The organism is Companilactobacillus pabuli (assembly GCF_014058425.1).
Taxonomy (GTDB): Bacteria; Bacillota; Bacilli; order Lactobacillales; family Lactobacillaceae; genus Companilactobacillus; species Companilactobacillus pabuli.
Map to the genome: position 1 here is coordinate 1,230,134 of NZ_CP049366.1, position 25,956 is coordinate 1,256,089.

The window sequence follows — 25,956 nt, forward strand, 5'->3', positions numbered from 1 at the left end:
TTCTTTAATTACTTAACAGCACCATCGGTAACACCTTTGATGATCCATTTTTGTGCGAATAGATAAAATAGGATAACCGGAATGATGGAAATAGTGATACCAGCTAAGGCTAAGTGCCATTGCTTTGTGTATTCACCGAAGAAATTAAACATTTGAAGTGGAATTGTGTATTGCGCTTGTGGCAATACTAGTGATGGCAATAGATAATCGTTCCAGATAGCAATGATATTCAAGATTGCTACGGTAACTGTGATAGGACTGAGCATTGGGAAGATAACTTTAGTAAAGATCTGCCAACGACTTGCCCCTTCTAGTTCAGCTGATTCATCCATTGCGATAGGAATACTTGATAATGTACCTTGATACAAGAAGACTGACAAACTGCAGTCAAAACCTAGATACATGATGACAAGTCCCCACATGTTTAGAAAATGTACAGCACCGAAGTTAGCTGTCAAAGGAATCATAACGGATTGGAAAGGAATCAACATAGCGGAAATAAATAGTAACAACAATCCACTACTCAATTTACTATGATTTCTTTGAAGTGCATATGCAGCCATTGATGAAGCTAAAATAATGACTAACACACTGCAAATTGTAATAATCAATGAATTCGTCAATGAAGCGATAAAGTGCAACGCTTGAAACGAATTAACATAGTTATCAGTTGTACTTGGATGTGGTAATGACAAAACTGATGCAAAGATACCTTTTGGTGTCTTAAATGAATTTGATACGATCAAATAAAATGGGAACAACCATAAGATACCTAACAAGAGCCCGACAATTCCAATAATGGTTCTACCTTTTGTTTTCAATGGAGATCAGCCTCCCTCTTACGGTTATAAGCAACTTGCAATAGTGAAATAGCAGCAACAATTACGAAGAATACAATAGCTTTTGCTTCTGACAAGGAGAAGTTAGCTGAGTTATAAGCGGTGTTAACAATATCCATCGCTAACATTTGTGTTGAATTGTAAGGACCACCATTTGTCAATGACAAGTTTTGATCATAAATCTTAAAACCATTTGATAAAGTTAAAAACATGCAAACTGTGAATGCAGGAGCAATCATTGGGAACGTGATTTTTGTGAAACGTTGCCATGCTGAAGCTCCGTCAATCTTTGCAGCTTCAATGATTTCATTAGGGATATTTTGTAGATAAGCAATATAAATGATCATGATATAACCACTCATTTGCCAAACTGTAACAATAACTAGTCCCCAGAAACCAGTTGTTTCATTTGTTAGCCAATTCAATAGCCAATGCATATGCAAGGCATTACCTAAAGCTTGAAAACCTTGAGTAAAAATGAATTGCCAGATGAAACCTAAAATCAAACCACCAATCATATTTGGCATAAAGAAAACGGTACGTAAGAAATTATTTCCCTTGAATTTTTGTGTTACTAATAATGCTAAGCCCAAGCCTATTACGTTCAGCATAATGACAGTGACAATTACAAACCCCACTGTAAACCAAAAGGCGTTAATAAACGCCTTATCGTGGAACAATGTTATGTAATTTTGAAATCCTACCATCTTGGTAAAAGTTAAACCGTCCCAATCAGTAAATGAGTAAAACAATCCTTCAATTACCGGAATAAATACTACCAAAGCTAACGCAATGAGGGTTGGTGTTAAAAATAGCCAAAACGAAAGACTTCTATTTTTCATATTCATTGCCCTCTTTTGTTACTTTTAGTTATTAGATGATTTTTGTTGTTTTGCCCAACCATCTTTCATATTTTGAACTGTCTTATCCCAGCTTTGTTTGCCTGATAAGTACTTTTGTAGATTTGGTTGTGCAACGTCTGGATCCCATGAAGTACCAGTGTATCCTGGGAATGCCCAGCCTGTTGTCTTGTGATTTTGTGAGTATTCAAAGACTGCTGATGTCAATGGATCGCTCATCTTGAAGTTACTGTAACCTTTGTATGCAGGTACGAAGTGTAACTTGTTTACAACTTGTTTCTTACCTTCTTTAGATGTGTACATCCAGTCTAAGAAGTCTTTAGCAGCTTTTTGTTCTTGTGTTGATTTCTTGCTATTAACTGCCCAGTATAGTGAAGTACCAACAGGCATCTTGCCTTCTTCACCAGGTACAGGAATAGGAATCATACCAACGTCATTCTTAGCAAAGTCTTTATCGATACCTTCGATTGTAGGATAGATCCAGTCACCTTGTTGAATCATAGCAACTTTACCTTGTGAGAAGTATTGGTTAACTTGTGCTGAGTAATCTAGTTGCATGATTGGTTGGATAGAATAAGTCTTTTCAAGATCAATCATAGTCTTCATATCATTAGCCTTTGTGAATGGCATCTTCTTTGATTTGTAAAGTTTCAAAGCGTTACCATTGAAGTCTTGACCAATGTATAGGTTAGCTAAGTGATCTGAGAATACCCAAGCTTCTTTACCAGGTGTAGCAAAGACGCCTTTGATACCTAATTCACTCTTTTGCGCATCAATTTGTTTGATAGCTGCTTCAAGTTTATCCATAGTTGTCAAACTGTTTGGATCAATGCCAGCCTTTTGGAAGACTTGCTTGTTATAAACCAAACCATAACCTTCAACGTTGAATGGAAGTCCAACGGTCTTGCCGCCAGTCTTAACAGCGCTCAAAGTACCAGGTTGTGCAGCTTTTGCTGCCTTTGTGTCTGACAAATCTGCTTCATGTGCCTTGAATTGTTGCACATCAGCTGGACCAGCCAAACTGAAGATTGTTGGTGCATTACCAGATGAAATTCTGGTCTTTAGAACTGGATCATATTGAGTACCACCACCGATTGATGTAACTTCAATCTTTACATGTGGATGTGACTTTTCATAATCCTTAGCAATTTGTTTGAATTGCTTGTTGTTCTCAACCTTTCCTTGAAGAATTGTAATCTTAACATCCTTACCTGAGGATGAATTACCACAAGCTGCCAGCATAAACGCTGCACTAGCGGCCAGAGCAACAACTGCTATACGCTTTCCAAAGCGTTTCCAGAAGTTCTTCTTCATTACCAAAGCCCCCTATAAAAATATTATTTCCTTACTACAGTTTCCATTATGTTTCTAAAAAGGTTTCTTTGCAACCGCTTTCTCGATGTTACCGATAACAGGTTTGTAACACGATTGAAATTTAAGGCATTCAAAAAGCAGTCAATTATTAATCTAATCGACTGCTTTTTTGTTATTCGTTATTTTTACCTTGAATGATAATTGGATCATAGTCTAACATCACGATTCCATCCTTAACTTTGATCAAGGAATTGTCAATCATGTTAGTGTAACTGTCGCTTGCCAAAGCTACAGGAACCTCTCCTGGCATCCCTTTAAGAGTGAAGATACCAATTCTGATAATGTCTCCCATCTTATAAGTTACTTCAACGATATCATTTTCTAGAGCAGTAATCTTATAAGTTCCTGACACTTGAATATCACTCTGACTCATCTGATGCATCTTGAAAATCAAAGAACTGAGGTTCATCTTCTTATCATCCCAGTCCAATTTATCTTTATCAAAAAGACTTGGTGTGTGTTTAAATCCATACTCTTGACCAGCATAAACTAAAGTTGAACCTTTCTGAAATTCTGAAAAGGCTGTCCAATTATAGACATCATTTTCATTGATAAAGAGACTATGAGCTCTTTCTTGATCATGATTCTCCAAAGCTCTCATCTTAATATAATTTGAAGGATAAATTACTCCTTGAGTATTCAAAGCTTCAACATACTTCTTTAAAGGCAAGTCACCCTTAACATATTTACGGAAAGTCTGGTCAATATCATAATCGTAAGTCATGTCAAAGGCACTGTATAATTCTGCATCCGAAGAAACGTGATACCCTTTGGCATTCAATGTCTTAATATAATCAGGACCAGTAGATTCAGCTAACCAAATGGTCTTAGGGTTAACCTTAGCAACTTCTTTGCGGGCTTCCTTCCAGAATTCGATTGGTACTTGTGGAGCAACATCGCATCTGAAACCATCAACGATTTTGGCATAACGTTTAAGAGTTTCGATTTGATAATTCCACAAAGCCTTGTGAGAATAATCTAATTCAGCTACATCTGTCCAGTCTTCATTCTTATTGTACAAATTACCTTCATGGTCATGTAAGAACCATTCTGGATGTACTTGTAATAATACTGAATCACGAGAAGTATGATTGTAAACAATATCCAACATAACTTTCATACCACGATCATGGATAGATTTTACTAACTCTAGAAAATCTTGCCATGTTCCTAGTTTTGGATCGATAGCACGGTAGTCCTTGATTGAATAAGGTGAACCGAGCTTACCTTTGCGGTCTTTTTTACCAATTGGAAAAATAGGCATCAACCAAATGCAATCAGTACCCAAACTCTTAATTCGATCCAAGTCCGGTTCAATTGCTTTTAAAGTACCTTTTTTAGTATGATTTCTTACAAAAATGCAATAAATTTGCATCTTTCTTAATTTAACATCTGTTTGACTTGCCATTAATTACACACCCCTCTAATTAGATTCAAAAGCACAACAACCCCATGCACCTAGTTTGACGATTCCATCCTTAACCTCACTAGATTCGTTAGCTAACACTTTTTCCCAAACACCTTCTGGCAAAGTAAAGTTGACTTTCTTATCAGAAAAATTAGCTACAACTAAACCTTGATTATCAGCTGTCTTTCGTTGATAAGCATAAATATTTGGGGCAGTAATTAGTAAACAATAATCGCCACTAGTAAAACAGTCATGCTTTTTTATTTTTAAAAGTTCTCTATAAAAATTCATAATACTATTGGGATCAGCAATCTCTTGATCGACACAATTGGAATCAACTTTGGCCCAATTCCAAGGTCTTTCTTCAGAAAAGCCTCGATACTTCGTTGAATTCCACTGCATTGGACCTCGAGCTGTCATCTCATCTTGATTATTCAACAGTCGTAAAATCTGGTCATCAGTAAACGACTTGTGGCGCAAATTATTAATCAGATCTACTGCTCTTTGATCAGTGAAATCTGCAACCTTTTGATACTTCAATCCGTGCATACCGATTTCTTCACCATAGTAAATTACTGGTATTCCACGTTGTAAAAATAGCATTGTTGCTAATAATTTGGTAATTTTATCATCATGCACTGGCAAGTTCAGTCGATCCAAAACTCGACTAATATCATGATTGCCCCATGTTAAAGTTGGCAAACTGACATGATCCAAAATACTTTCCCAAGTTACATAAGTTTTTTTCAAACTATCAAGCGATAACTTTCGATCTTGGAAAAACTTAGGTATATCCGGATTACTATCATCATAAACTTCACCATAATTATCTGAATTAACGACCACATCACAAACGTGCTCATCTGGTCGTGTGTATTCAGCAGCATCACGAGCCTGGGCAGATGACGCTTCACCAAACAAGAATACATCTGGCTTAATTTTTTTGATTTCTCTAACAAAACCTGACATATAGTCTTTTACTGCGGGCAACTTAGCATAGAATTGGTCATCAATTGGAAATTTAGTACTACTATCCAACGAGTTCTGTTCAAAATTTGCCTTAGCGATATGAATGAAGGCATCCAAACGAAATCCGTCAACGCCCTTTTCGAGCCAAAACTTAGCAATATCAGCGATTGACTTTTGAACCTCTGGATTTTTCCAATTCAAATCAGGCATTTTTTTATCGAAAAGATGAAAATAATACTCGTTTGGATTGGTTGGATTCTTCTCCCAAACGCTACCACCAAAGAATGATCCCCAATTGTTGGGCTCATGTCCGTCAACAGCTGGATGCCAAATATAGTAATCTCGAAAAATACTATGTGGATTATTTAAAGCATCTTGAAACCATGGATGTTGGTCGGACGTATGGTTGATTGGCAAATCTAAAATAATATGAAGTCCCAATTCATGAGCCTTAGTCATCATTTCCGAAAAATCACTTGTATCCCCCAAAATTGGATCGATGGCAAAATAATTAGAAACATCATAACCATTATCAATCTGTGGTGAGACAAAAATTGGATTCAACCAAATGGTATTAAATCCCATATCTTTAATGTAACCTAAATGTTTGATAATCCCCTGTATGTCACCAATACCATCATCATTAGTATCTTGAAAACTCTTAGGATAGATTTGATAAATTATTGCTTGATCATACCAATTCATGATAGTTGCCCCTTTCGTGTAAACCCTTACACCTCAGTATAAAAAAGTAAGCCTCGCCTAAGCAAGACTATCTGAAATGTTATCGGTAACAGGTTAATCCCTAAGAGTACCGCCAAAACTAATCTTGGGTTCAAAGACTAAAGCTCCTTGGCTTTCTTTAGTTTCAATTTTATCTAGTAAGTTCTCACCACAAGCACTCCCCATTTCAATTATCGATTGTTTAATCGTCGTAATTTTTGGCGAAGCCACTTGATTCAAAAAGACACCATCAAAACCAGTTACGCCAAAATCCTCTGGAACTTTGCCACCAGAACGTACGATTCCCCGTAGAATACCAATGGCCAAACGATCTGAGGCACATAAAAAGGCAGTGTTGGGTTTGATTTTCTTCCAATTAGATTCGATAAATTCTTCTGCCAAATGGCTATGGTTATCGAATCGATGCAATTCTGGAAGCATCCGACGCTCTTGGACTTGTTGTAAATAACCAGCTTCTCGAGAATATTCAAATGATTCCTTACTGTCGATTCCAATATAAACTAGTTTCTCATAGCCTTTTTGCAAAGCTAACTCTGCTAATTTATAAAGACCAGCCTTATTGTTAGTATCCACAAAATCAAATCCATAACGATTTTCACCAAAAATAATGACCGGCTTTTTTAAATTCTTGATCCAGTCAACGTCTTGTTGACGCATCCCAGTGATAATATAACCGTCACAATTACCAATGTCAAAGTTCTTGCGAGTAACCAATTGCAATGAATACTGGTGTAAATCTAAAGTTTTAGCTATACCAATCATTAAATTCATGTAGTACGGTTCAGTTGTATCGATATCTTCCAAAATACATAGCTTGATAATTCTTGTACTTTTATCCACCAACGCTTTAGCAATCATATTTGGATGATAATCCAATTCACGCATGGCTTCATAAACTAACGCCTTCAATTCATCGGTAACTTTGTCTGGATGATTGATAACTCGAGACACAGTCATCTTTGAAACGTTGGCTTTCTTTGCAACATCAACTAAAGTAGTCATGCTCTTCCCCTCCATATACCACAATTTTATTATACCAATTTAAAGCCTTTGCAGTCTTTTTTTTATAAAATTATCAACATTTTTAAATTATTTTTATATTGGTACATCTTTTTTATTTACAACAATTATATTAAACAACTTGTTTGAACATCTTCGGTTCATGTGCAAAAATTTAGTTGGATAAACTATTAACGAGATGATGCATATGATTATTTACTTGATTGCAATTACTATCTTTATTATCCAATGCGCAATTATGTATTTTATTTATTTCAAAGATCACAAGCTATTTAAATCAGAAATGGCAGCCGCCTATCATGTAAATAATAATCTAGATCAATTCTTTTATTTCTTACTTGTACCTTGTTTAAATGAAGAAAAAGTTATCCAAAATACTTTACAAAATTTGCTAAACTTAGCTGGTCAAAAAGAAATCATTGTCATTGATGATGATTCAGATGATCAAACCGTTCAAAAAATTAAAGCAATGTCAGGACCTATTAGTACAGTGGAAAGAAAATTACCCAACGCTAGAACTGGTAAAGGTGATTCTTTGAACAATGCGATGTCTTTAGTACACAAAATAATTAAACAAAGACATCTTGATCCGAAAAAATGTATTGTTGGTGTCATCGACGCCGATGGAATTTTAAGTGCTAATTGTATTTACAAATTAAACAATGCCTTTGAAGATGAAAACGTCGATGCTGTTCAATTAAGAGTCAAAATGAAACAACCGACGACCGTTTTACAAACTTTTCAAGATATCGAATTTTACACGATCAATCACTTGATTCAACTGATCCGTGGCAAAATGCATGCGGTCGCTCTCTGTGGCAACGGACAATTTTTCAGATATAAAACCGTTACCCAAAGAATGGGAATTCAACCTTGGGGCAATGCCTTACTGGAAGATTTCGAACTTACTTTGAAATTCGAATTAAATGGTTTGAGAATCAAATATTTAGACGATGCTTATGTTGACCAAGAAGCCTTATTAAATTTTAAGGCTTTAGTCAGACAAAGATCACGTTGGGCTCAAGGCGGATTAGATTGTTGGAAATATCTATTTCGAGTCACAAAGTCACCTATCATGTCCAATGCACAAAAATTTGATACTTATTTCTTTTTAACTCAACCATTATTAAATGTCTTAGCTGATTTCAGTATTATTTATTTGACGATAAAGTACGTCATTTATGCGATTGGAAATCCAAGTTTCTTCGTTATTTCCCTATTCTTCTTAATCATAATCGGTTCAATTTTTGGAATGATCTTCACTTTGATTTATCTTCACGAGCTGAGGATAACTCAAAAAGCTGATATTGCTATTGAAGAAAGTGACATGTTGAATTTGGATATGAAAATTGGCAAATTTTTATTGACTGTTGGTTTGTTATCTTATATCTATGTTGTTTTATTTTTGAGTCTGATGAAGTCTATTTATTCTAAAATCCGTGGCAACACTCACTGGGTTAAAACTAAACGCAACTAAAAAATAAGCCATTCCCAATAAAAGGAATGGCCTATTTTTTTAGTTACGGAGTCAACATAACTTCTGTTAATCTTGTCAGATTGCGATTACATGAACGGTTTAAGAGATTCAAAAATGTTCTGACAACACCAGTGACAACATAAAGCAATTTTTTGCCTAATTCCTACATATGGTAGATTGTAAAATTAATCCGAACGCTGTTCGGATAAAAAAGATCGGATTAAATTTGCAATCTACCATTAATGTATTGTAAATAGTCATTGTACTTCTGGATCATCTTGTTCTTAACGTATTGTTCCATATAATCAAAGTCTGGTGTTCCATCAGAACTAGCCGGCAGCATAACTCGATCAACATGTAAATGTTTAGCGTTACGTTTATAACCATGGCCATACTTTGGTTTAATCAAGTCTTGGCTTCCAACAAAGAACAAACCCGTATAAAGGTTCAGCCAATCAGCATATCCATAAATAACATCGGTTGTTGATATGAATGATTCTTTCTTATAAATAGCATATCCAGCAGCACCATCACCATTTTTTATAAAGCCAATACAATTTCCCGGTTGAACCATAAGTTTAGATGTATCATCTAATGCCACACGACACAAAACACCATTATTACGATTAGTTGCACCCAAATACTCAATGCCACCAGAACTAACCTGGTGTAAATGAACTAAGCCTTTCCCTTTACCACCAACTAATTTAGAAAACAAGTTACCAATGGTAAAAGGTTCCCAGTCCACAGAGTCAATAGCCGCCACTGGTTGAATATCACCTAACTTTGCTAATTGGGCATGAGCATAATCCAAATAAGCCCGCTGCTTTTGGTCCAATCGTTCTCTAACATAACTAGACATAAATTGATAATCCGGTTGGTCGTTATCGTCAACTGGTAGCATAATTTGCAGTCGTTCCATACGTGACAATGTAGCACCATTGCCGCCCCAGTTAAATTTAGCAGTCATTTGAGAACGAAGCAATGGCAACAGGAATTGGATCACCAACGGTGTCAATTGCTTACCAGTAATAACATGAACGTTCTGTCCAGTAACAAACTTATAAGGTTGATAAAATGCTGTTTGCGTATCCAAGCCAACGGTTATACTTCCACCATTATCTGATCCATATTCATAATTAGCAGCACTAACAAAGCCAGAAACACCATTGCTACCACCAGAACGGGTCACATAAGGAACTACATTAGCACCACCAGCAATCAGCTTATTCTTGTCAATACTACTTGACGTTGTATGAATGTCAAACAGTCCATTCTCACCAAACGCATTAAACGTTTTCCATTTTCGATCAGTCAGTTTCATCATGATCACCAGCCTTATCATTAAACAGATATTCACGACCAGCCATAATCATTGAGAACTCAAAGTCTAAATAATCACTAATTGACTTATCAAAATCTGCATCAGTAGGGATTTCATCGTTAAAGTAATAGAAACTATGCAACCATTCATCAGTTGGTTTAACCGTTGATTTAACACAGAATTTAGTCGGTGCTTCGACATTGCCACGCCAAACATCTAGTAAATATTGTTTACGATCCTTAACACGTGAAGTCGCAACCAGCCCAATATGTGGGCTAACCTCATAGCCATCATTACGAAAATCAATAAACTTAACTTCTTTGTTAGCCGGGTGCGGTTCATGAGCTGTAAATACAGCAATAACCGGGTTAGTTCCAACTCGATAGAAAGTATTCGGATTGCACGTTATGACCCCTTCCAAAGTGTGATCCTTTAGAATTGCTTCTTTGTATTGTCTTTCTGCTTTTGACTTACCAACCATAGTCGACTGTGGAACAATTACAGCAGCTCTTGCACAAGGTAATAAGCTATCAAGTAAATGTTTAATGAAGTTAATTTCGTACTGCGATGAATCCTTCGTTGACCCCTGAGAATATGGTGGATTCATCATACCAACGGTAGACATTGTCTCTGTCTGGAGCTTTGCAGCCGGTTGTTGCAAGAAATCTTCATTCTTCAGATTTGACTTACCATCACCACGGAGAATCATATTCGTTGTAGCAATAGTAAACATGTAATCTTGTAATTCAATTCCATATAGCTGATTACGACGAATATCACGTCGCTGCTGGTCATCAGAGGCCTGTTTAAGCATATTGTGCATTGCAGCGATTAGAAAGCCAGCAGTCCCACAAGTAGGGTCAAATACATGGTCGGTAGGTTTTAGGTCTACAAGGTCACAAAACAGCTCTGTGATATGCTTAGGCGTCAAAATAATACCTAAACTTTGCCCGTCACCACCTGAATAACTCATAAATTTACCATAGAACCGACCCAGATAGTCCTCTGTAGAGTTGGTATAACGAATATCTTGATAAATAGTACGATTGATAAACTCGGTGTAATAACGTAATGGAGTCATACCAAGTCGAGCATCTTTAGTATTCAGCTTAGCTGAATCCTTGATGATGCTGAATTGACTCAATAACTTATCTAACTTGGTCTGTGGTTGGACATTAGAACGCCGCAAATTAGATTTAATGGCGTCCATTAGCTTATCTCCGTCAGTAGTAACCGTATCGCCGGTTAATGAATCAATGCTAAAATTACGTGCTTCTCCTTCACGCAAAGCTAAAAGAATACCAGATACGACCAACGGTTTATCAACATCTTTTAACTGACCGTATGTCCGTAAATTCTCGTGAAGTTGTGCAGCATCTTTAAGAATGTCGGCAGTAGTCTTTTCCTCGTTGGTATCCTCATGAAGGACTTCTTTTAGATAGTATTCATCAATGTTTTTCTCGTTAAAACTAATAAAAGACTCAACGTCTGGTAGCACATCATAGTCACCACGTTCGTTAACAAACATTGGGGTGATTTTATGCATCTTTTCATTACCCGAAACACCAAAAGCAAAGCACTTCTTATACGAAGTACGTTCCAAAATATGCCGAGCATAATGCAACGCACCATTTAACGCATATTTAGGAACAATCACCGGATCATCAGTCGTAATAACATCGTGATCAGTATAAACATGATTGGAAATATCAGCCTTATCTTCAATCACCAGCAAATAGTCCTTTACGACCCCAACATACTCAGGATAACCAGATTTCCTATTTAATTTTTTACTAGCAGTATGAAGTGCATCATCAATATTTTTTATGTGAGAGCTTTGATAGTCCAAATCAATCTTAGAATCATTTAATAAGTGATCCACCCATAAATCCGTAGACCCTTCAACTCGTGCCATTCAATCAATCCTTTCCATGAAGCCATCTCCAAATAGCTCCATGTTCCTGTTTTTCTTCATTGTTTTGCTCACTGTTAACAGTTTATACTGGTTCAGACTCGTTAACACCTTTTCCGCTAATTGTAACTGTTGAGCATTTTCAGTTAATTTAGCAACCTTACTGGTTAAATCACTAACATTACCCACAGCCTGAGTTAAGGCATCGTGCTGATGTTACAGATACAAAAATTGATAACTTAGATCATAAAATCAATGTGGTTATTACTATAATTGCATCCCGCGTGGTAGCAATCTTGATAAAAGTTTTATTCTTTTAAGCCTTAATCAGCTTTTTGTTTTTGACATTAAAAGAACATATGTACCCCCTATTTGACAAATGCAAAAAATGTGCGCAAAGCCTTATCTTTTGTTATATTTTACTACCCATTATATCTTTAAAATTGATTTTTTTAAATAGCACAAAAAAGCCCACCATCTAAATTAATAGATGATGGGCTCTTTTAACACTATCAAAGTTAATTAAAAATCAAGGTAATTTACAATGTTGTCCACGTCAATGAACAACATTAAGATAACGCATATTATTATATTTGTCTAGTCTTTACTATTCAAATCTTGAGCCAGAAGTATACTCGAATGGAATAAATTGATCAGTAGCAATTTTTGCCATTGGAATCCCGTTAATAACCCTTAATCCAGCGGTTTTAAAGGATTTACCAGTGCTGACAGACGCATTCTGTACACGCTTTCCATTCTTATTGAAGACCGGTGCCGGTGAATCATCAATATATTTAACTATGATTAAATCTTTAAATGTCGTTTTTGATAGCGGAACAAAGATATCCGTAGCAATTTGATAATGAGGTTCATTATTTATCAATCTAATATCTGAACTCTTCCAAGTTGATCCTGCCTCATACGTTTCAGGTCGTTCAATTCCTAACCTATCCACTGGATGGGTTTGTTCCGTCAGCTTGATAACATTTTCTACTTTTGGTTTTTCAGGTTCAATTGTAGGTTGCGTGGTTGCTTCAGTTTTAGCTGGTTGCTTATCAAAGATTCCCCAGTCATAACTCATATCTTGAGAACCGCCTCCCCAGCTTGATGTGTACTGCCAAGCGACAATGTTACCTCTTGCTCCACAATCCCTTGACCCATAACTAGCTACCCAAGTCGGGTGCTTATTAGCATTTAAGATACCTTGGTTGAACCAACTAGCCATACTATATTGGAATACATTTGTATAACCTTGTGTTTCAAGGTAATTAATGAAAGTATCAACATAGCTCGCTACTGCCGACGTATTTAATGATGGATCCTCAACATCAACGCAAAGCGGTGTATCTTTTCCAAAACCTAAATTAACAACTGACTGTTCAAAGAATTTTGCTTCATTGATTGCATCAGTAACACTAATCGCTAGAAAATAATGGTAAAATCCAACATTCATACCAGCTTTAATCGCATTCCTAGTTTGAGTCAACGCCTTAGGGCTTAAATAGTTAGATCCATTAGCGCTTCCTTGAGTAGTTTTGATCAAAACGCTTTGAACACCAGAATTTACAAAATTTTGGAAGAATGCTAAATCATCTCTTTGATAGCTCGAAATGTCTGCAAAATATTTAGTCATGCTAGTTCCTCCTTAAATTTGTTGAATTTGAATAAGTTGGTGTTTGTACTTCTGTGGGAGTATTACTATTCGTATTACCCTTTGATGTGTCAGTAATTAAACCAAGAGAACCACCAATTAATAAGATAGTATTTACTATTCCCATAATTTGATTGATTTGATCAGAAGTGATTTCCCAACCAAACAAATGACCAATTTGCTGGCCAAATACTAATATTAAAGAAATTAACGATACCCACCACGCTTTTGAATGGACATCTAATGTTAATTTATTCTTCATCATTAACCTTCCTCTTTTCTATTAAATAAAGTTTTAATTTCCTCATTGTCTTTAGTCAATTTCAATTCGTGCTCCTCTAGCTTTTTATCAAGCTTTTCAAAATGCTCTTTAAATTCTCTATGTTCTTCTTTTGAAGAATTTTTAAAATCTTGAACCGTATTTGCCAAATTATTAATTGAATCTTGAAGGGGCCTAGTTATGAAATGATTGACTAGCCAAATAAACCACCCACCAAAACCAGTTATCAAAAGGAAAATACTTCCAAGTTCCGAAAGTGAGTAGCCTAAGAATGCATGTGGTGGCATATTTTGCCTTCTTTCCTTGAATGCAAAAAAAGAGTAGCCGTTAGGCTACTCTTTCTTTATCACTCTTATAATCTTCGCCAGTAATTTCTTTATATTGTTTGTCATCGATATTACCGATAACTACGAAATCTCCGACATCTTTATTTTGATATCCACCAATTGAATACATAAATTTAATAAAATCAAACATTATTTAGTACCTCCGTCATCTGTATTTGAACTTGGCTGTGGAGTAGCTAACAAAGGAGCAACTAATTTTCCAAACTGTGCCAATCCTGCTACCGCATTATCTGCTTTTTTATCCGCACCTTGTGCTGCTGCCAAAGCGGTTCCTACATTTTTTCCTAATAATGCATCAGCTTGTGTTTTCTCTTCGTCTGGCGTCATACCAGTTGAAATATGGACTAACAATCCATCAGATTCTCTAACTGTCCACTTATACATTTCATCGATTGAAAAGGCTGGATCACTATCCACTAGTATCCAACCATCAATTTTAGATTGTTTTTCTGCTCCTGATTCTGGGGAACCGTAAATTCCTGTAATGTTTCTATCATCATCTAATTGAACTGCTATTTTCATTATTTACCTCCTATTTTCTATAAGGTGTAATACTTTGAATGTCTAAAAAGGCATTATAATAGTGACTTCCAAAACTAATTTGAAAAACAAATTGAACAGTAATTTTATTTTTTTCTATTAAAACATATGCTTGGCTTGGAGCATGCAATGTATAAGTACCATCAGATTTCCAAGTTCCAGAAGAATGTATTTCTGCTGGAACGCTTTTATTATCCGTAATAGTGTTATGAGACTGAAATGGAATTTTGTTTCCAACGATTAATTTTTCTTTAGGAATAACATAATTTGCTAAAATTCCAATATCATCATTAGAAATTCTATTTCCATGTTCTTGATTGTTATACAAAGTATATGCATACTTTTTTAAATTGATTAAAAGGCCATCGGAGACATTCTCATAATAATCAGAGGTACCATCTAAAGTAAGAATATTGGCTTTATCTGTTCGTGTACTTCCTGAAAATAATTTAATAGACTCTGGTAATTGTGCCACGGCCTTTTGAGTTGAAAATGTAGCTACAATTTCAACTACAAATGAATAGTTAGCACCAGTGGCACCTGCACTAATCCCATCGTTAACATATCCTTCTTCATGACTAATAGTCATTGTTCTATCAGAATTATATTTCAAATGAATCATAGCAGGCTTAGTATTATCTCCCTTCAATCCTTCACCAATTCCATTAATAGGAACATCTAATTCTTGACCAGATGCTATATCAGATTGAGAAATATAGATTGGATATGGGCTTGTTGTTGTAAAATATCCATCTTTAGTTGCATTACTTGGGTCGTAATTCAATTCAAGATTTGATACCGCACCTTTAGTTCCTGATGTCATCACAGTCTTTTGAATATGTCCAATGATGGTCAGTCCTGAATATTGGCCAAATGGATTTGACCCAGGGTCATCCTTGAAAGTAACTGTTAAATCTTTAGTTGGATCATCAGTTCCTGACCATTCCAAATTACGCTCAGTAATTTCACCATCAGCAAGGCTTCCTGCATAATAGTCAGCACCAGCGCTAGGATTATCCGGATTAGGATTATCTCCACCACCAGTACCAGAACCACTAGCAACGATATCTCTTAAATCGAGATAATTAGCATTTCCATCAGGTTTAATGATTTTATCATTACCATCTTTATCCTTTAAAATTGCTCCCATCGCAGAACCAGCAGCAATACGAGCAACTTTAGTTAAAGCGTTTTCTGCCATTTTTTAAATTCCTCCTTTTAAGCAGTCGTAGTATCAAGTGCAGATTGAAGCGTATCGATTTTAGTTGATACCGCTGAATCGGTAATTTTGTCTGTAGTATCAATCTTGTCAATTTCAGTTTTCACTAAAGATTGAGCACCTGTAACACTCATCAAATAAGCAGATGAATTAATAAAGTTGTCCGTTTTGTCGATTGGCAATTTAACAATTTTGCCAGAATCATCCGTCATCTTGATACCAATCGGCAAGCTGGTTACCAACTTGGCAACTCTGTCTAAGTCACTCATTAACCTTCACTACTCCCTTCCAAAATTCCTGTTAAGATGTCCACTTTGGAAGAAATGTCCTTATCAAGAATTACATCGTTAATATTTACATCGATTTCACCAGTATTGATACCAAGTTGAACAGCTGTATTTAATCCGGCTTTAGTAATTAGGCCATTATCACTGATTTTCTTTTCTAGCGCATCCATGCGAGCTTGACCTGTATCAATGTCGGTGTTCAAAGTATTTAGCTTAGCTTTACTTTCACTAATATATCCATCAACTTTATCAGTGCCAGCTTTTAATGTCGCATCTACTTTGTCGATTTCATTTTGAACATGCTCATCTAATTGCTTAATTTCTGAGGCAAAAATGGCAGCATATGCATTCAATAAATAATTAATTTGATGATCTGCTGATGTTTCCATTTCTTTGATATGGCCCAGGAGTCTTACATACTCTGAGGCGTAAAATTCTTGGACAACTGGCAATGCAACATCGTTAGCAATTACTTTAATTGAGAAATCTAGAGTAGTTAGAATCTTTGTTCTATCAGCATTCTCAATAACAAAATGAGCATTTTTAAAATACCCAGCCGATTGAGAAATAACAGCACTTGGAGTCCAATCGATGTAGCCTAAATTTGCCTGTGTTACGTTGAATCCCTCATCGTCGTAGATAATGTTGCCATCACCATCACGACCCTCGAATCGAATCAGATAGCCATCCATTGGAACATTACCGTTGATATCTTTAAACGTGATTGGAACATGTAACATTCCAGATTGTCCCTGTCGGATTGATATTAATTGGAAAATACGTTTATTGGTCAAAGTATTTAAAACACTTTGTGGATTATTGTGAGTACTTTCGTCAGAAGTGTCTTCGTGTGGCAAATAAAAAGCCTTTGATCCATCTAAATAGAAAATCAAAGGCTGTTCTAATGGCAAATCCGTATCAAGTGTTCTGTACTCAGCACCAACTGAAGGAATTCGATATTTAACTGCTGGTGCTCCCTTTGGATCATCAGTAGACATGTCTGTATTGACACTATTATCCAATACCATTAATTTTCTCCTTTCTCATCTTCGTCACTCATTCGATCAACTTTCTCATTAATCTTAGAATCGTAAATTTTATCATTATAATCAGGATTACCCGTAAATCCTTGAGCAAAATTGGAATTTGGTTGAGGTCTATCACCAATATAGTGATTGAGATTATCAATCTGCCTTTGGATATACTTCAATTTCCCGTCTACTTCTGATTTTGAGTAGTATCTTTCATCGATTAATTTAGAAATTGATTGAGTTAATTCAGATAATTGTTCATCAGTTAATTGTTTGAAAAACTTAATAATTGAATTTTCATTGTCTGCTTGAACAGCTTGATTTTTTAGCAATAAATTGATTGCCTTTTCGACTGTCTCAATGTTGTAGCTATTCGAATGAAACATCGAAGGCCCTACTAATTCTTGAGTTAGTCGGTCTAAATGAACTTGATTGCCGTCAAATCCGGTAATGTTTTGTAGATTTGGAAATTTCAATACTTGCTTCAAATCAATCAATTTGTAATGCTTTACTACTGTTCTACCAGCTTGATCATTACCAATAACTTCAGTAATTTGATTATTAGCCTGATCGATGTAAGTAGTGCCAGTCTTAGATGTTGGCGTTATTTGATTGTTAGGCAGTCTACCATACTCAATCAATTGGACATCCTGATGTAAGTCTGGAGAATAAAATTGACTTGTTCCATCATATCCTTGCATTAACTCCCCTCCTGACTTTCTAATTTTCTTATTTTTGCTGATAATTTTTGAACTTCTTTAGTAAGAAGCTTATTATTTCTGTTTGATAATCGTATCTTGTCCGACATGTCATAATTGATATTGGTTCTGGACACTGTTGAATTATCCAGAGTCAATGTCATAGGTGAATCGTTTGTTAAAGGATTACCGCTCACACCATTCAAAGTAATCATTGTTTGAATTCCTAAAGGCTCTGCATTCAAATAGCTTGTGTCACCTAATTTCAACGTATCATCTTGAAAACTCACGTTGATTGTTAGTTCAACAATTGGCTCCGTCTGCATAACTGAATCAGCATATTTTTTCATCGCAGCTGCATCTTTAATTTGGTCATTAGTAATATCTTCACCGATTATCAAACCGTGTTTAGCACTAGATTTAGCGTTGTAGTAAAAAAACGGCTCGAAGTAGTATTTAACTTCGTCTGTTTCTGTCTTAGCTGTGTCATCCGTTGCAGTTTCTACTGCAGTCGGTTCAACATCAGTATCACCATCGAAATTGATATCATCGGCACATACCCATTCATTTGTAGCAACCTGGTACCAAGTTTTCCCACCGTATCCATCTGATACAGTTCCATTGATTTTCCACTGTGTACCATTGTCCAAAACTCTACCAGTAATCTCATGTTGTCCGGAATATGGGGAATCATATATCTTAGCTGAGGTTGGTGCTGTGGTAGTTTCATCATCCCCACTGCCAGTTGTTATGTCAGCGGCTTTGATAGTACCTTGCCCCCAAGTTTGCTCAACAACATGGCTTTCTGGTTTGATATCGTCAGACTTATTAAAAGGCATATATTTCGAATTGATCCATGCATTAATTCCAACCCGATACCAAATTACGCCATCAATAGAAACCTGTTCATCAACTGCCCATTTAGAGCCGTTTGGCAGTTTTTGACCTGTTAAAGAGCTATTTCCAACTGGTGAACTATAAACGGGAGCACCGCCATCTTCCATCGTTGAGATAGTCCCTCTGGCGTTACCGGTTGAGGTAGCTGCTGAAGTACTTCCACCACCGCTAGTAGTACCCGTGGAATCAGATGAGGCACCACCATCAGCGGTAGTGTTATGTTCATCATCAACCGTAGCACCGTAAAGCATGGCACCATTAACAATTGAAGTAGAATCAACAGATAATTCGATGTCATTCGTGTTATGCGACCAAATATATTGTTTATTATTAATATTCTTATAACTATTGCTATCAAAAATCATGACTGTTTTACCGTCCGGATACCACTTGGCACCATATGAATCGACAGCCTTCTGAACTGCATCAAGTCCGGAACAATTACCCCAATCGGTGATATCAATATTGTTGAAGTTACCATTGATTTGATAGGTAAAACCGTTTGTATTGTACTGACTACCAAAGATAAAACTCAGCATTGAATCAATAGAATAGCTTTGACTTCCCTTATTGACCTTGAATTGTCTGAAATTCTGAATATTGAAGATCTCATGTGTAGCAGTGACATCTTTAGTAACAAGGTCATCAATGTATTTAGGTACACTCTGCTTGATTTGATAGCGTTGGCCATCAAATACGATATACGTATCATTTTCCAACATATCGAAAGACACGCCGTCATGATCATTAAGATAGGCAGTGAAAGACACTTGAAAACTAGAACTCACTTGCCAATCGACTTGAAAAGAATCTTCATTTAGACACGTCAACCATTCTTCTTTCTGGCCATCAAATGATTGAATGTAAATTTTGTGTCCGTTAAAAGCCATTAGAAATAAATGAAGTAAAACTCAAAAGAGATATCTGAATTTGATAGGCCAGAAATTTCAAACTCGTTATCGCCTTTTGCAAGTGAAATTGTTCCATGATTGCTGTTAATCCCATCGGGTTGGCCATTAATATATGGATTAACACCATTAAGAATCAATTCATCATTTGTACTTAAAACTCGATTATAGGTAAATACTTCTCCTGTAGTCTTATTGGTAAGGGTTGGCGAACCAACGCCTGTAATGTGAATTTTTAGTACGTGATCTTGCCCTAATGGGTCAATTCTCACAGAACTAGGATTATAAATAGAAAACTTCTTTTCTTTGGACTCGAAGGAAATATCTTTATTAGGTATTCCCATGCCAAATGAAAAGAAGTTTTTATTTTTAAATATTTCTAGTGACGTTCCAACACTCTCACGCATTCCAGTGTAATTATTAAATGTAATAATCAAGCTGGCTTGATGTTCATTGAAATACGTTGGAGCAAATACTTTAGTTTTAACCCGATATTTGAAAGTCGGTTCGTTTCCGAATACAATCCAAAAGCCACTGCGAGTCATAAAGAAATTATGCAATTCAGAATATAACATTCTGAATTCTGTTTCATTTTCTCCATCTACCATCCAGGTAGAATTGATATCTCTACTATCAAAATTAGATGATGTTAAATGTTGACCATCTCTAGTATTAATTTTCTGGAAGTTATCAATAGGATTTGCTTGAGCAACATCCCAATCATAGCAATGAACCCCAAACAAATCTTGAACGTCATAATATGATTTCCAATTGACACCGTCACTACTAATGGCCACTTCAATTGGATCTTCAGGTAAAGATGATAGACTATCTCGCCCATGGCTGAATCCGTATGCATGTGGCTTTGGATTAGTCAATTCATCCTTAAATACTTGATTTGTCATTATTGTCTCATCCCTCTCTGATAAGCATAAATATCAGTATCACGTCTATTTTGCTGATTCAAGTTGCTTGATGTACGTGCAATATTTACTTCTGGTTGGAAGTCCTTTCCATTGATTGAACCAAGCAAATTGATAACACTATCCAGCTTTCTACCAATGTCTGAAGAAATATTACTTGTTATGTTTGATGACATTCTAAATTCTGGATGGAAGTCTGCCATTCTACCAATCAAATCGCCAAGAAGTGGAATGGCGGAAGGTTTAGATGGATTAATAGCAAACTCATCACCATCTTCACCGATAATGGCACTTGTAGCATTAAATACATGACCACCGTTGGCCATTAATCTTGGACCACTAGGACCTGAAGCTTGCCCACGCCATTCGCCATATTTTCCGTTATATCCCATACCCATATCAGAACGCCATGTAGCATCATTAAATAATGCAATTAATTGGTCAAAGGCACTATGGATATTAGTGTGACCCGGCATGGCGTAATGCATGAATGTTGGTTCTATATATTGAAGAATACCGGTTGATGGGTGGCCAGCTTTAGCATTGCTATCCCAATTATTTGTGATATTAGGATCACCACCAGATTCATTAGCAATGATTCTTTCAATCATATCAACATTAAAATCGGTAATTGATTGATGCATATAAGCAGCGGCAGCTTTAATCATTGGACCGTATGCAGTAGCAGGCATTTTGCCAGAAACTGTGACTGATTGAAGTTGTTTCTTGAAGCTTTCAGCCAAGCTCTTAACCTTATCAGCAACAGCTTTAACAATTCCATGACCAGTAGCAGGTCCCATTTTGCTTGAAAATTCTTCTTTAGCAAATTTACCATTTGTGACTGATTCGAATGCCTTAGATAAATTCCCAACAGGGTCTTTAATAAAGTCCTTAGCAAATTTAATACCTTTTTCGATATCTCCACCAATTTCTTTCATCTTAGAAGATACCCAAGAGCCTACGCCACTAGCCGCATCAGATATTCCGTTTTTGGCCATATCAAAGAAATTAGATAAACTATCTCCAATACCATTTTCATAGTGAGGAATTAAACCAGTTTCAACATATGGTCTTGCTGCTTGAGCAGGTAAAACTGATGAACCTTGTGGTAATGGCAGTACAACATTTCTTTGTTGAGGCGAGAACATATGTCCATTTGGTAATTTAACAATTTCACGATAAACACTAGAGTGAGCATCATTAATCTTTGCTAATCCACCTCTGTGGTAATTGGATCCAGTTTCAAGAGTCTTAATTTTTCCTAAGCTCTTTCCACCGAACATTTTGATAACGCCATTGATAGCTCCAATACCTGAATTAACGATTCCAATGATTCCATTCCAGGAATTTTTAGCAATATCCTTTAATCCATCAAAAATATTTTTGAATGTGTCAGATACTCCTTGCCAGACTGAGTGCCAAGCTGATTTGAAGTTAGAACTGAAATCAGACCACCAAGAATTCATACCACTTGAAAAATTGCTATACCATTTAGATAATCCACTGAACTTCTTACTAAAGTATGAACCTACGCCAGACCAAACTGAGTTCCAAGATTTTGAGAAACCAGAGCTAAATCCTGACCACCAATCATCCATGCCGGCACTCCAAGAATCTGCATTCTTTTGGGCTTCATTGAATTTCTCTTTTAAATCCTTAGCCCATTTAGATTTTTTGACTGACTTAGACATGTTAGACATCTGTTTACCAACATCATCAGATGATTTCTGAATAGATTTGGACATGTCTGACATAGTATTGGACATATCTTTGGAGAATTTCTTCATATCAATAGCTTTAGAAATTTTCTTCCAAGATTTTTGCCAGCTTTTAGCTATTGGATCAAAGATTTTACCGAGCCATTTTGTTAGTCCATTCCAATCTTTCTTGATTGATTTAACCAATGAAGAAATTGATTTTTTAATTGGCTTAACAAGTGGCTTAGTTATCTTCACACCAATACCAACGGGGAAAGCTAAAGCATATAGTGCTAACTTACCAAAGCCTTTCATCCCTTTAACGATGCCTTTAACAATATCACTACCAATTTTGGCAGTATTTTTAGTAAATGACTTAAAGCCTTTTTGAAAATCCTTAACTAAATTAGATGCCCATTTTTGAATGGATTTACCTACTTTAGTATCTTTTAGAATCCAGGCACCAACGCCAGCAAATGGATTAACCAGTGTCAGTAGTATTTCTTGCTTGTGTTTCTTACCAAAACTAACAATTCCTTTAGCCCATTCGGCTACAGCATCTCCAGCTTTTCTTGAGTAATAACCAGCCTTTTGAATAATTCCTTTTGGTGGCTTTGCACCACGTCCAGCTTTATTCCATCCATCAGTAAACTCTTTAGCAGCTTTACCACCATATTTACCAATTACACGGCCTAACATAGCGCCAGCAGCTTCACCGGCCGGACCACCTAGCATGAATCCAACACCACCACCAATGGCAGTACCGGCAGCCTTACCAAATCCTTCAAATTTCTTTTCTGGATTTTTAGCTTTAATAGCACCGACAATATCTAATCCAGCACTAGCAGCAATACCGGCAGTAGCCACGCCAGTCCCAATTTTGGCACCTTTAGACATACTGCCAATATTAACTTTTGAGAATTTACCGCCTTGAGTTACTTTGCTTAATAGATCTTTTAAGCTAAGCAATTGCTTCTTTGTTTCTGCAATTCCTTCAGTACCGAATCTGAATACAGTTTTCTTGTTTTCTCCAGATCCGATAACTTTAGTTAGCAGGCCACCACCTTTTGACTGAATGCCCGCCAATTTTAGCAGTGGGTCAAATGCACCCTTAGCCATTTTGAATGTTTTCATGGCAACAAGATAACCAGCAATAGCCTTAATGGCCGTTTTATGTTTAGCAATACCTTTTAAGGCATCAGCAACTGCATGTAGTGGATCACTTGCATCTTTAGAGCTGTCTTTCATTAATCCTAAGCCACTACCAATTGTAGTGATAATAGAACCAGCATCTTTCCAGATTGCATTAAGAAATACTTTTAGGATTTCATTCAAACTACTACCGACAGTCTTCAAATCTTTAGCATGGTCAGTAATGTAGCCAAAAAATACTTTGAATCCTTTATTAACTGAATCGATACCCCTATTCAGGTTTGCTGCAAAGTCCTTTTGTCCGCCAGTACCACCAGAAAGAGCACTCATGGCATCAGACATCCCACTTGATATTGTTTTACCTAAGTCGCTGAATTTATCTTTTGTGCGCTTGTCAGCAACCCAATCAGATACAGTTTTGTAAATTGGATTTTGTGCATTTAAAAATGGCTCAGTGAATGCTGATAGTAAAACAGGAACTTGACTTTGGATAGTACGCTTCATACCAGCAATTGTGGCACTAAAGTTCTTTGTAGCCTTGCCATACTTGGTTGCAGTGTCTTCCAAAACTTTATCCATTGTATCAGATGAAACCTTGCCGGCTGAAATCATATCGTTCAGCTGTTTCATGGTTAAATCTTTGTTACCAGTCATCTTCTGCTCGGTCTTAAGTAGCTCAATTCTCAACTTAGGAAAGACATTAACAAAAGACATCATATCTTGAGCTGAAACCTTGCCATTTGCAACCATCTGACCCCACTGAGTTCCGAAGTTCTCAACTTCATCATCAGTTTTACCGAATGCATCCTGTAGTGTTAATACTGAAGTCGTCAATTTCTTAGTCGTTGCAGCACTATCATTAACCGAATAGAATTTCTGATTCAATTGATCAACCATGTGAGTCGAGTTATTAGCAGCTATGGCCATTTTATTGGTCATATCTACCATTTTTTGACCATCTTTAGCGTTACCGGTCAAAGTTTTCCAAGTAGCATTCATAGTTTGTTGTGCATTGGCGTATTCCATCGCCGCTGAAGTTGCGGACTTCAAACCACCAACGATTGACATGAGTCCAGTCGTCATCATGGATCCAACAAAACTACCTGCTAGGATAGATTTAAATTGACTTGTTTTTTCTTTAGCCTTATCAATATGGCTACTAAAATTACTTAGAGCACTGTTACCACTGTTAACATCAGCATCAACTTTGGTATTCACATGCTTAGGAATCTTGTCAGTTTCACGAATGAAGTCATCAACATCATGTGTATCAGCTATCGCATCGAGCTTTGTACGTGCTTCTTTAGGCACCTTTTGATAGTACTGCTCAAAGGTAGTGAAGCCTTCCTTTTCAGCCATAGCCTTTAATGTGGATTGTTGACTACGTGGCAGACTTTCCAAATCATTCTTAAATGCCTGGAATCCACCTTTTTCAACGTTAGCCTTTAATTGAGTGTATTTATCTTTAGGGACGGTCTTCATGTAGCCTTCAAAGGTATCAAAACCATTCTTTTCAGCCATTGCCTTCAATGTAGTTTGGACATCTTTAGGCAATCCTTGAAGCTTTTGGCCAAAGGAAGTAATTCCTTGTTCTTCTGGAGTAGCACCAAGTTTTACTTTCTTATCCTTGATACCATCAATGGCCTCTTTGACCTTATTAGCTGTTGGCGTTAATTGATCAGTACCCTTAAAGTTAATAATCTTATTAACAACAATATCCGACATCTATTCTCGCCCCCTTTGCATAACCAATTCGTAGAATGCCTTTACATCCATCTGCTTTCTTTCGGAATCGTCGGATTCTTTGCCAAACTTCTCCGCATAATCTTTAATTTGACTCAATACTGTATCTATTTGCTGGCTTTGACCTTGAATATCATCAATTAGACCAACTGGCCGAACCATTGAATTAGATACACGCTGATTAGTTAAATTGTCGTATTGAGCTAGTAAGGCACCTCTACACAGGTCATCAAATTCATTAGGAGTGAGCTTCCAAAAATCATCAATATTGGTAATTCCAATTATTCTTCTGGCTCTAGTTATTTGCTCATCTAAATCAAAGTCGTTTACTTGATTAGATCCATTCGACTCTCGATATTCTTCTTGTTTTCTTCGAGTTGGTTGATTTGAATCTGAGTCATTTCTTTGTCCTCTTGCTTGATAGACTTGAGCTTTAAACTGGCTTTCATACTCTCTAGTAAACGATCTCCGTATTTCTTCCAAGCTTTGATTTCCGATTTTAAAAAACCTGATGTAGCTAAGCCCGTAATAATTTCATCAGTAGTTTTATGGACATCATCAAATAGACCATTTTCGTCTAGTTGATCAACAACTTCATCTTCAGACAAGTCCTTTCCAGCCACTGCTTTAAAAAAATTAATAATTGTAATAGAGTC

Annotated in this window: 22 protein-coding genes; 1 reads left to right on the forward strand and 21 read right to left on the reverse strand. The window is 36.4% G+C overall.

Annotated features, from left to right (window positions below; translation table 11 throughout):
* Positions 1–8: 8 nt before the first annotated feature.
* From G6534_RS05865 to G6534_RS05890, 6 genes are all read right to left on the reverse strand, one after another.
* Positions 9–821: a carbohydrate ABC transporter permease gene (locus G6534_RS05865; RefSeq protein WP_059073939.1), complete on the reverse strand. Its 813-nt coding sequence runs from the start codon at positions 819–821 to the stop codon at positions 9–11.
* Positions 818–1,681 (reverse strand): carbohydrate ABC transporter permease, encoded by an 864-nt coding sequence (locus G6534_RS05870; RefSeq protein ID WP_057816014.1) that lies wholly within the window; start codon positions 1,679–1,681, stop codon positions 818–820. Before G6534_RS05870 ends, G6534_RS05865 begins: the two co-directional genes overlap by 4 nt.
* 24 nt (positions 1,682–1,705) lie before the next feature.
* The gene (locus G6534_RS05875) at positions 1,706–3,013 is read right to left on the reverse strand and encodes an ABC transporter substrate-binding protein (RefSeq protein WP_182082453.1); all 1,308 of its coding nucleotides are present in this window, start codon (positions 3,011–3,013) and stop codon (positions 1,706–1,708) included.
* A 172-nt stretch (positions 3,014–3,185) separates the two neighbouring features.
* Entirely contained in the window at positions 3,186–4,481 is a 1,296-nt protein-coding gene (locus G6534_RS05880; RefSeq protein ID WP_059073940.1) for an alpha-amylase family glycosyl hydrolase, read from the reverse strand.
* A gap of 15 nt (positions 4,482–4,496) precedes the next feature.
* Positions 4,497–6,155, reverse strand: coding sequence for a glycoside hydrolase family 13 protein (locus G6534_RS05885; protein ID WP_182082454.1), 1,659 nt, complete (start codon positions 6,153–6,155; stop codon positions 4,497–4,499).
* A 93-nt stretch (positions 6,156–6,248) separates the two neighbouring features.
* Positions 6,249–7,196 (reverse strand): LacI family DNA-binding transcriptional regulator, encoded by a 948-nt coding sequence (locus G6534_RS05890; protein ID WP_059073942.1) that lies wholly within the window; start codon positions 7,194–7,196, stop codon positions 6,249–6,251.
* Positions 7,197–7,401: 205 nt separating this feature from the next.
* On the opposite strand from G6534_RS05890, the gene G6534_RS05895 reads away from it, so the two are divergent.
* On the forward strand, positions 7,402–8,691 hold the full coding sequence (locus G6534_RS05895; protein WP_059073943.1) for a glycosyltransferase family 2 protein: 1,290 nt from the start codon (positions 7,402–7,404) through the stop codon (positions 8,689–8,691).
* A gap of 220 nt (positions 8,692–8,911) precedes the next feature.
* On the opposite strand, the gene G6534_RS05900 is transcribed toward G6534_RS05895, so the two are convergent.
* From G6534_RS05900 to G6534_RS12180, 15 genes are all read right to left on the reverse strand, one after another.
* On the reverse strand, positions 8,912–10,018 hold the full coding sequence (locus G6534_RS05900) for a restriction endonuclease subunit S (RefSeq protein WP_182082455.1): 1,107 nt from the start codon (positions 10,016–10,018) through the stop codon (positions 8,912–8,914).
* The gene (locus G6534_RS05905) at positions 10,002–11,930 is read right to left on the reverse strand and encodes an HsdM family class I SAM-dependent methyltransferase (protein ID WP_182082456.1); all 1,929 of its coding nucleotides are present in this window, start codon (positions 11,928–11,930) and stop codon (positions 10,002–10,004) included. The genes G6534_RS05900 and G6534_RS05905 overlap by 17 nt, the downstream gene beginning before the upstream one ends.
* A 604-nt stretch (positions 11,931–12,534) precedes the next feature.
* Positions 12,535–13,560: a GH25 family lysozyme gene (locus tag G6534_RS05910; RefSeq protein WP_182082457.1), complete on the reverse strand. Its 1,026-nt coding sequence runs from the start codon at positions 13,558–13,560 to the stop codon at positions 12,535–12,537.
* Position 13,561: 1 nt separating this feature from the next.
* Positions 13,562–13,843 carry a phage holin gene (locus G6534_RS05915; protein ID WP_010019178.1) on the reverse strand — a complete coding sequence of 94 codons (282 nt, stop codon included), beginning with the start codon at positions 13,841–13,843 and terminating at the stop codon, positions 13,562–13,564.
* A complete protein-coding gene (locus tag G6534_RS05920; RefSeq protein ID WP_182082458.1) occupies positions 13,843–14,088 on the reverse strand; it encodes a hypothetical protein in 246 nt (81 codons plus the stop codon). The genes G6534_RS05915 and G6534_RS05920 overlap by 1 nt, the downstream gene beginning before the upstream one ends.
* 97 nt (positions 14,089–14,185) lie before the next feature.
* Positions 14,186–14,335 (reverse strand): XkdX family protein, encoded by a 150-nt coding sequence (locus G6534_RS05925; RefSeq protein ID WP_182082459.1) that lies wholly within the window; start codon positions 14,333–14,335, stop codon positions 14,186–14,188.
* On the reverse strand, positions 14,335–14,727 hold the full coding sequence (locus G6534_RS05930; RefSeq protein WP_182082460.1) for a hypothetical protein: 393 nt from the start codon (positions 14,725–14,727) through the stop codon (positions 14,335–14,337). Before G6534_RS05930 ends, G6534_RS05925 begins: the two co-directional genes overlap by 1 nt.
* Before the next feature lie 10 nt (positions 14,728–14,737).
* A complete protein-coding gene (locus tag G6534_RS05935) occupies positions 14,738–15,946 on the reverse strand; it encodes a hypothetical protein (protein WP_182082461.1) in 1,209 nt (402 codons plus the stop codon).
* 17 nt (positions 15,947–15,963) lie between these two features.
* Positions 15,964–16,233, reverse strand: a complete 270-nt coding sequence (locus tag G6534_RS05940; protein WP_182082462.1) for a hypothetical protein — start codon at positions 16,231–16,233, stop codon at positions 15,964–15,966.
* On the reverse strand, positions 16,233–17,279 hold the full coding sequence (locus G6534_RS05945) for a BppU family phage baseplate upper protein (protein ID WP_182082463.1): 1,047 nt from the start codon (positions 17,277–17,279) through the stop codon (positions 16,233–16,235). Before G6534_RS05945 ends, G6534_RS05940 begins: the two co-directional genes overlap by 1 nt.
* On the reverse strand, positions 17,279–17,983 hold the full coding sequence (locus G6534_RS05950; protein ID WP_182082464.1) for a hypothetical protein: 705 nt from the start codon (positions 17,981–17,983) through the stop codon (positions 17,279–17,281). Before G6534_RS05950 ends, G6534_RS05945 begins: the two co-directional genes overlap by 1 nt.
* Positions 17,983–19,767, reverse strand: coding sequence for a prophage endopeptidase tail family protein (locus tag G6534_RS05955; protein WP_182082465.1), 1,785 nt, complete (start codon positions 19,765–19,767; stop codon positions 17,983–17,985). Before G6534_RS05955 ends, G6534_RS05950 begins: the two co-directional genes overlap by 1 nt.
* Positions 19,767–20,690: a phage tail domain-containing protein gene (locus tag G6534_RS05960; protein WP_010019165.1), complete on the reverse strand. Its 924-nt coding sequence runs from the start codon at positions 20,688–20,690 to the stop codon at positions 19,767–19,769. Before G6534_RS05960 ends, G6534_RS05955 begins: the two co-directional genes overlap by 1 nt.
* On the reverse strand, positions 20,690–25,282 hold the full coding sequence (locus G6534_RS05965) for a tape measure protein (protein ID WP_182082466.1): 4,593 nt from the start codon (positions 25,280–25,282) through the stop codon (positions 20,690–20,692). Before G6534_RS05965 ends, G6534_RS05960 begins: the two co-directional genes overlap by 1 nt.
* On the reverse strand, positions 25,283–25,783 hold the full coding sequence (locus G6534_RS12180; RefSeq protein WP_238788879.1) for a hypothetical protein: 501 nt from the start codon (positions 25,781–25,783) through the stop codon (positions 25,283–25,285). It lies immediately after the preceding gene.
* Between the last annotated feature and the right edge of the window lie 173 nt (positions 25,784–25,956).

What these genes read in the sequence shown, in the direction of transcription:
- G6534_RS05870 (WP_057816014.1), bottom strand. Translation starts at nt 1,681, where the DNA reads ATGAAAAATAGAAGTCTTTCGTTTTGGCTATTTTTAACACCAACCCTC.
- G6534_RS05875 (WP_182082453.1), bottom strand. Translation starts at nt 3,013, where the DNA reads ATGAAGAAGAACTTCTGGAAACGCTTTGGAAAGCGTATAGCAGTTGTT.
- G6534_RS05880 (WP_059073940.1), bottom strand. Translation starts at nt 4,481, where the DNA reads ATGGCAAGTCAAACAGATGTTAAATTAAGAAAGATGCAAATTTATTGC.
- G6534_RS05885 (WP_182082454.1), bottom strand. Translation starts at nt 6,155, where the DNA reads ATGAATTGGTATGATCAAGCAATAATTTATCAAATCTATCCTAAGAGT.
- G6534_RS05890 (WP_059073942.1), bottom strand. Translation starts at nt 7,196, where the DNA reads ATGACTACTTTAGTTGATGTTGCAAAGAAAGCCAACGTTTCAAAGATG.
- G6534_RS05895 (WP_059073943.1), top strand. Translation starts at nt 7,402, where the DNA reads ATGATTATTTACTTGATTGCAATTACTATCTTTATTATCCAATGCGCA.
- G6534_RS05900 (WP_182082455.1), bottom strand. Translation starts at nt 10,018, where the DNA reads ATGATGAAACTGACTGATCGAAAATGGAAAACGTTTAATGCGTTTGGT.
- G6534_RS05905 (WP_182082456.1), bottom strand. Translation starts at nt 11,930, where the DNA reads ATGGCACGAGTTGAAGGGTCTACGGATTTATGGGTGGATCACTTATTA.
- G6534_RS05910 (WP_182082457.1), bottom strand. Translation starts at nt 13,560, where the DNA reads ATGACTAAATATTTTGCAGACATTTCGAGCTATCAAAGAGATGATTTA.
- G6534_RS05915 (WP_010019178.1), bottom strand. Translation starts at nt 13,843, where the DNA reads ATGATGAAGAATAAATTAACATTAGATGTCCATTCAAAAGCGTGGTGG.
- G6534_RS05925 (WP_182082459.1), bottom strand. Translation starts at nt 14,335, where the DNA reads ATGTTTGATTTTATTAAATTTATGTATTCAATTGGTGGATATCAAAAT.
- G6534_RS05930 (WP_182082460.1), bottom strand. Translation starts at nt 14,727, where the DNA reads ATGAAAATAGCAGTTCAATTAGATGATGATAGAAACATTACAGGAATT.
- G6534_RS05935 (WP_182082461.1), bottom strand. Translation starts at nt 15,946, where the DNA reads ATGGCAGAAAACGCTTTAACTAAAGTTGCTCGTATTGCTGCTGGTTCT.
- G6534_RS05940 (WP_182082462.1), bottom strand. Translation starts at nt 16,233, where the DNA reads ATGAGTGACTTAGACAGAGTTGCCAAGTTGGTAACCAGCTTGCCGATT.
- G6534_RS05945 (WP_182082463.1), bottom strand. Translation starts at nt 17,279, where the DNA reads ATGGTATTGGATAATAGTGTCAATACAGACATGTCTACTGATGATCCA.
- G6534_RS05950 (WP_182082464.1), bottom strand. Translation starts at nt 17,983, where the DNA reads ATGCAAGGATATGATGGAACAAGTCAATTTTATTCTCCAGACTTACAT.
- G6534_RS05955 (WP_182082465.1), bottom strand. Translation starts at nt 19,767, where the DNA reads ATGGCTTTTAACGGACACAAAATTTACATTCAATCATTTGATGGCCAG.
- G6534_RS05960 (WP_010019165.1), bottom strand. Translation starts at nt 20,690, where the DNA reads ATGACAAATCAAGTATTTAAGGATGAATTGACTAATCCAAAGCCACAT.
- G6534_RS05965 (WP_182082466.1), bottom strand. Translation starts at nt 25,282, where the DNA reads ATGTCGGATATTGTTGTTAATAAGATTATTAACTTTAAGGGTACTGAT.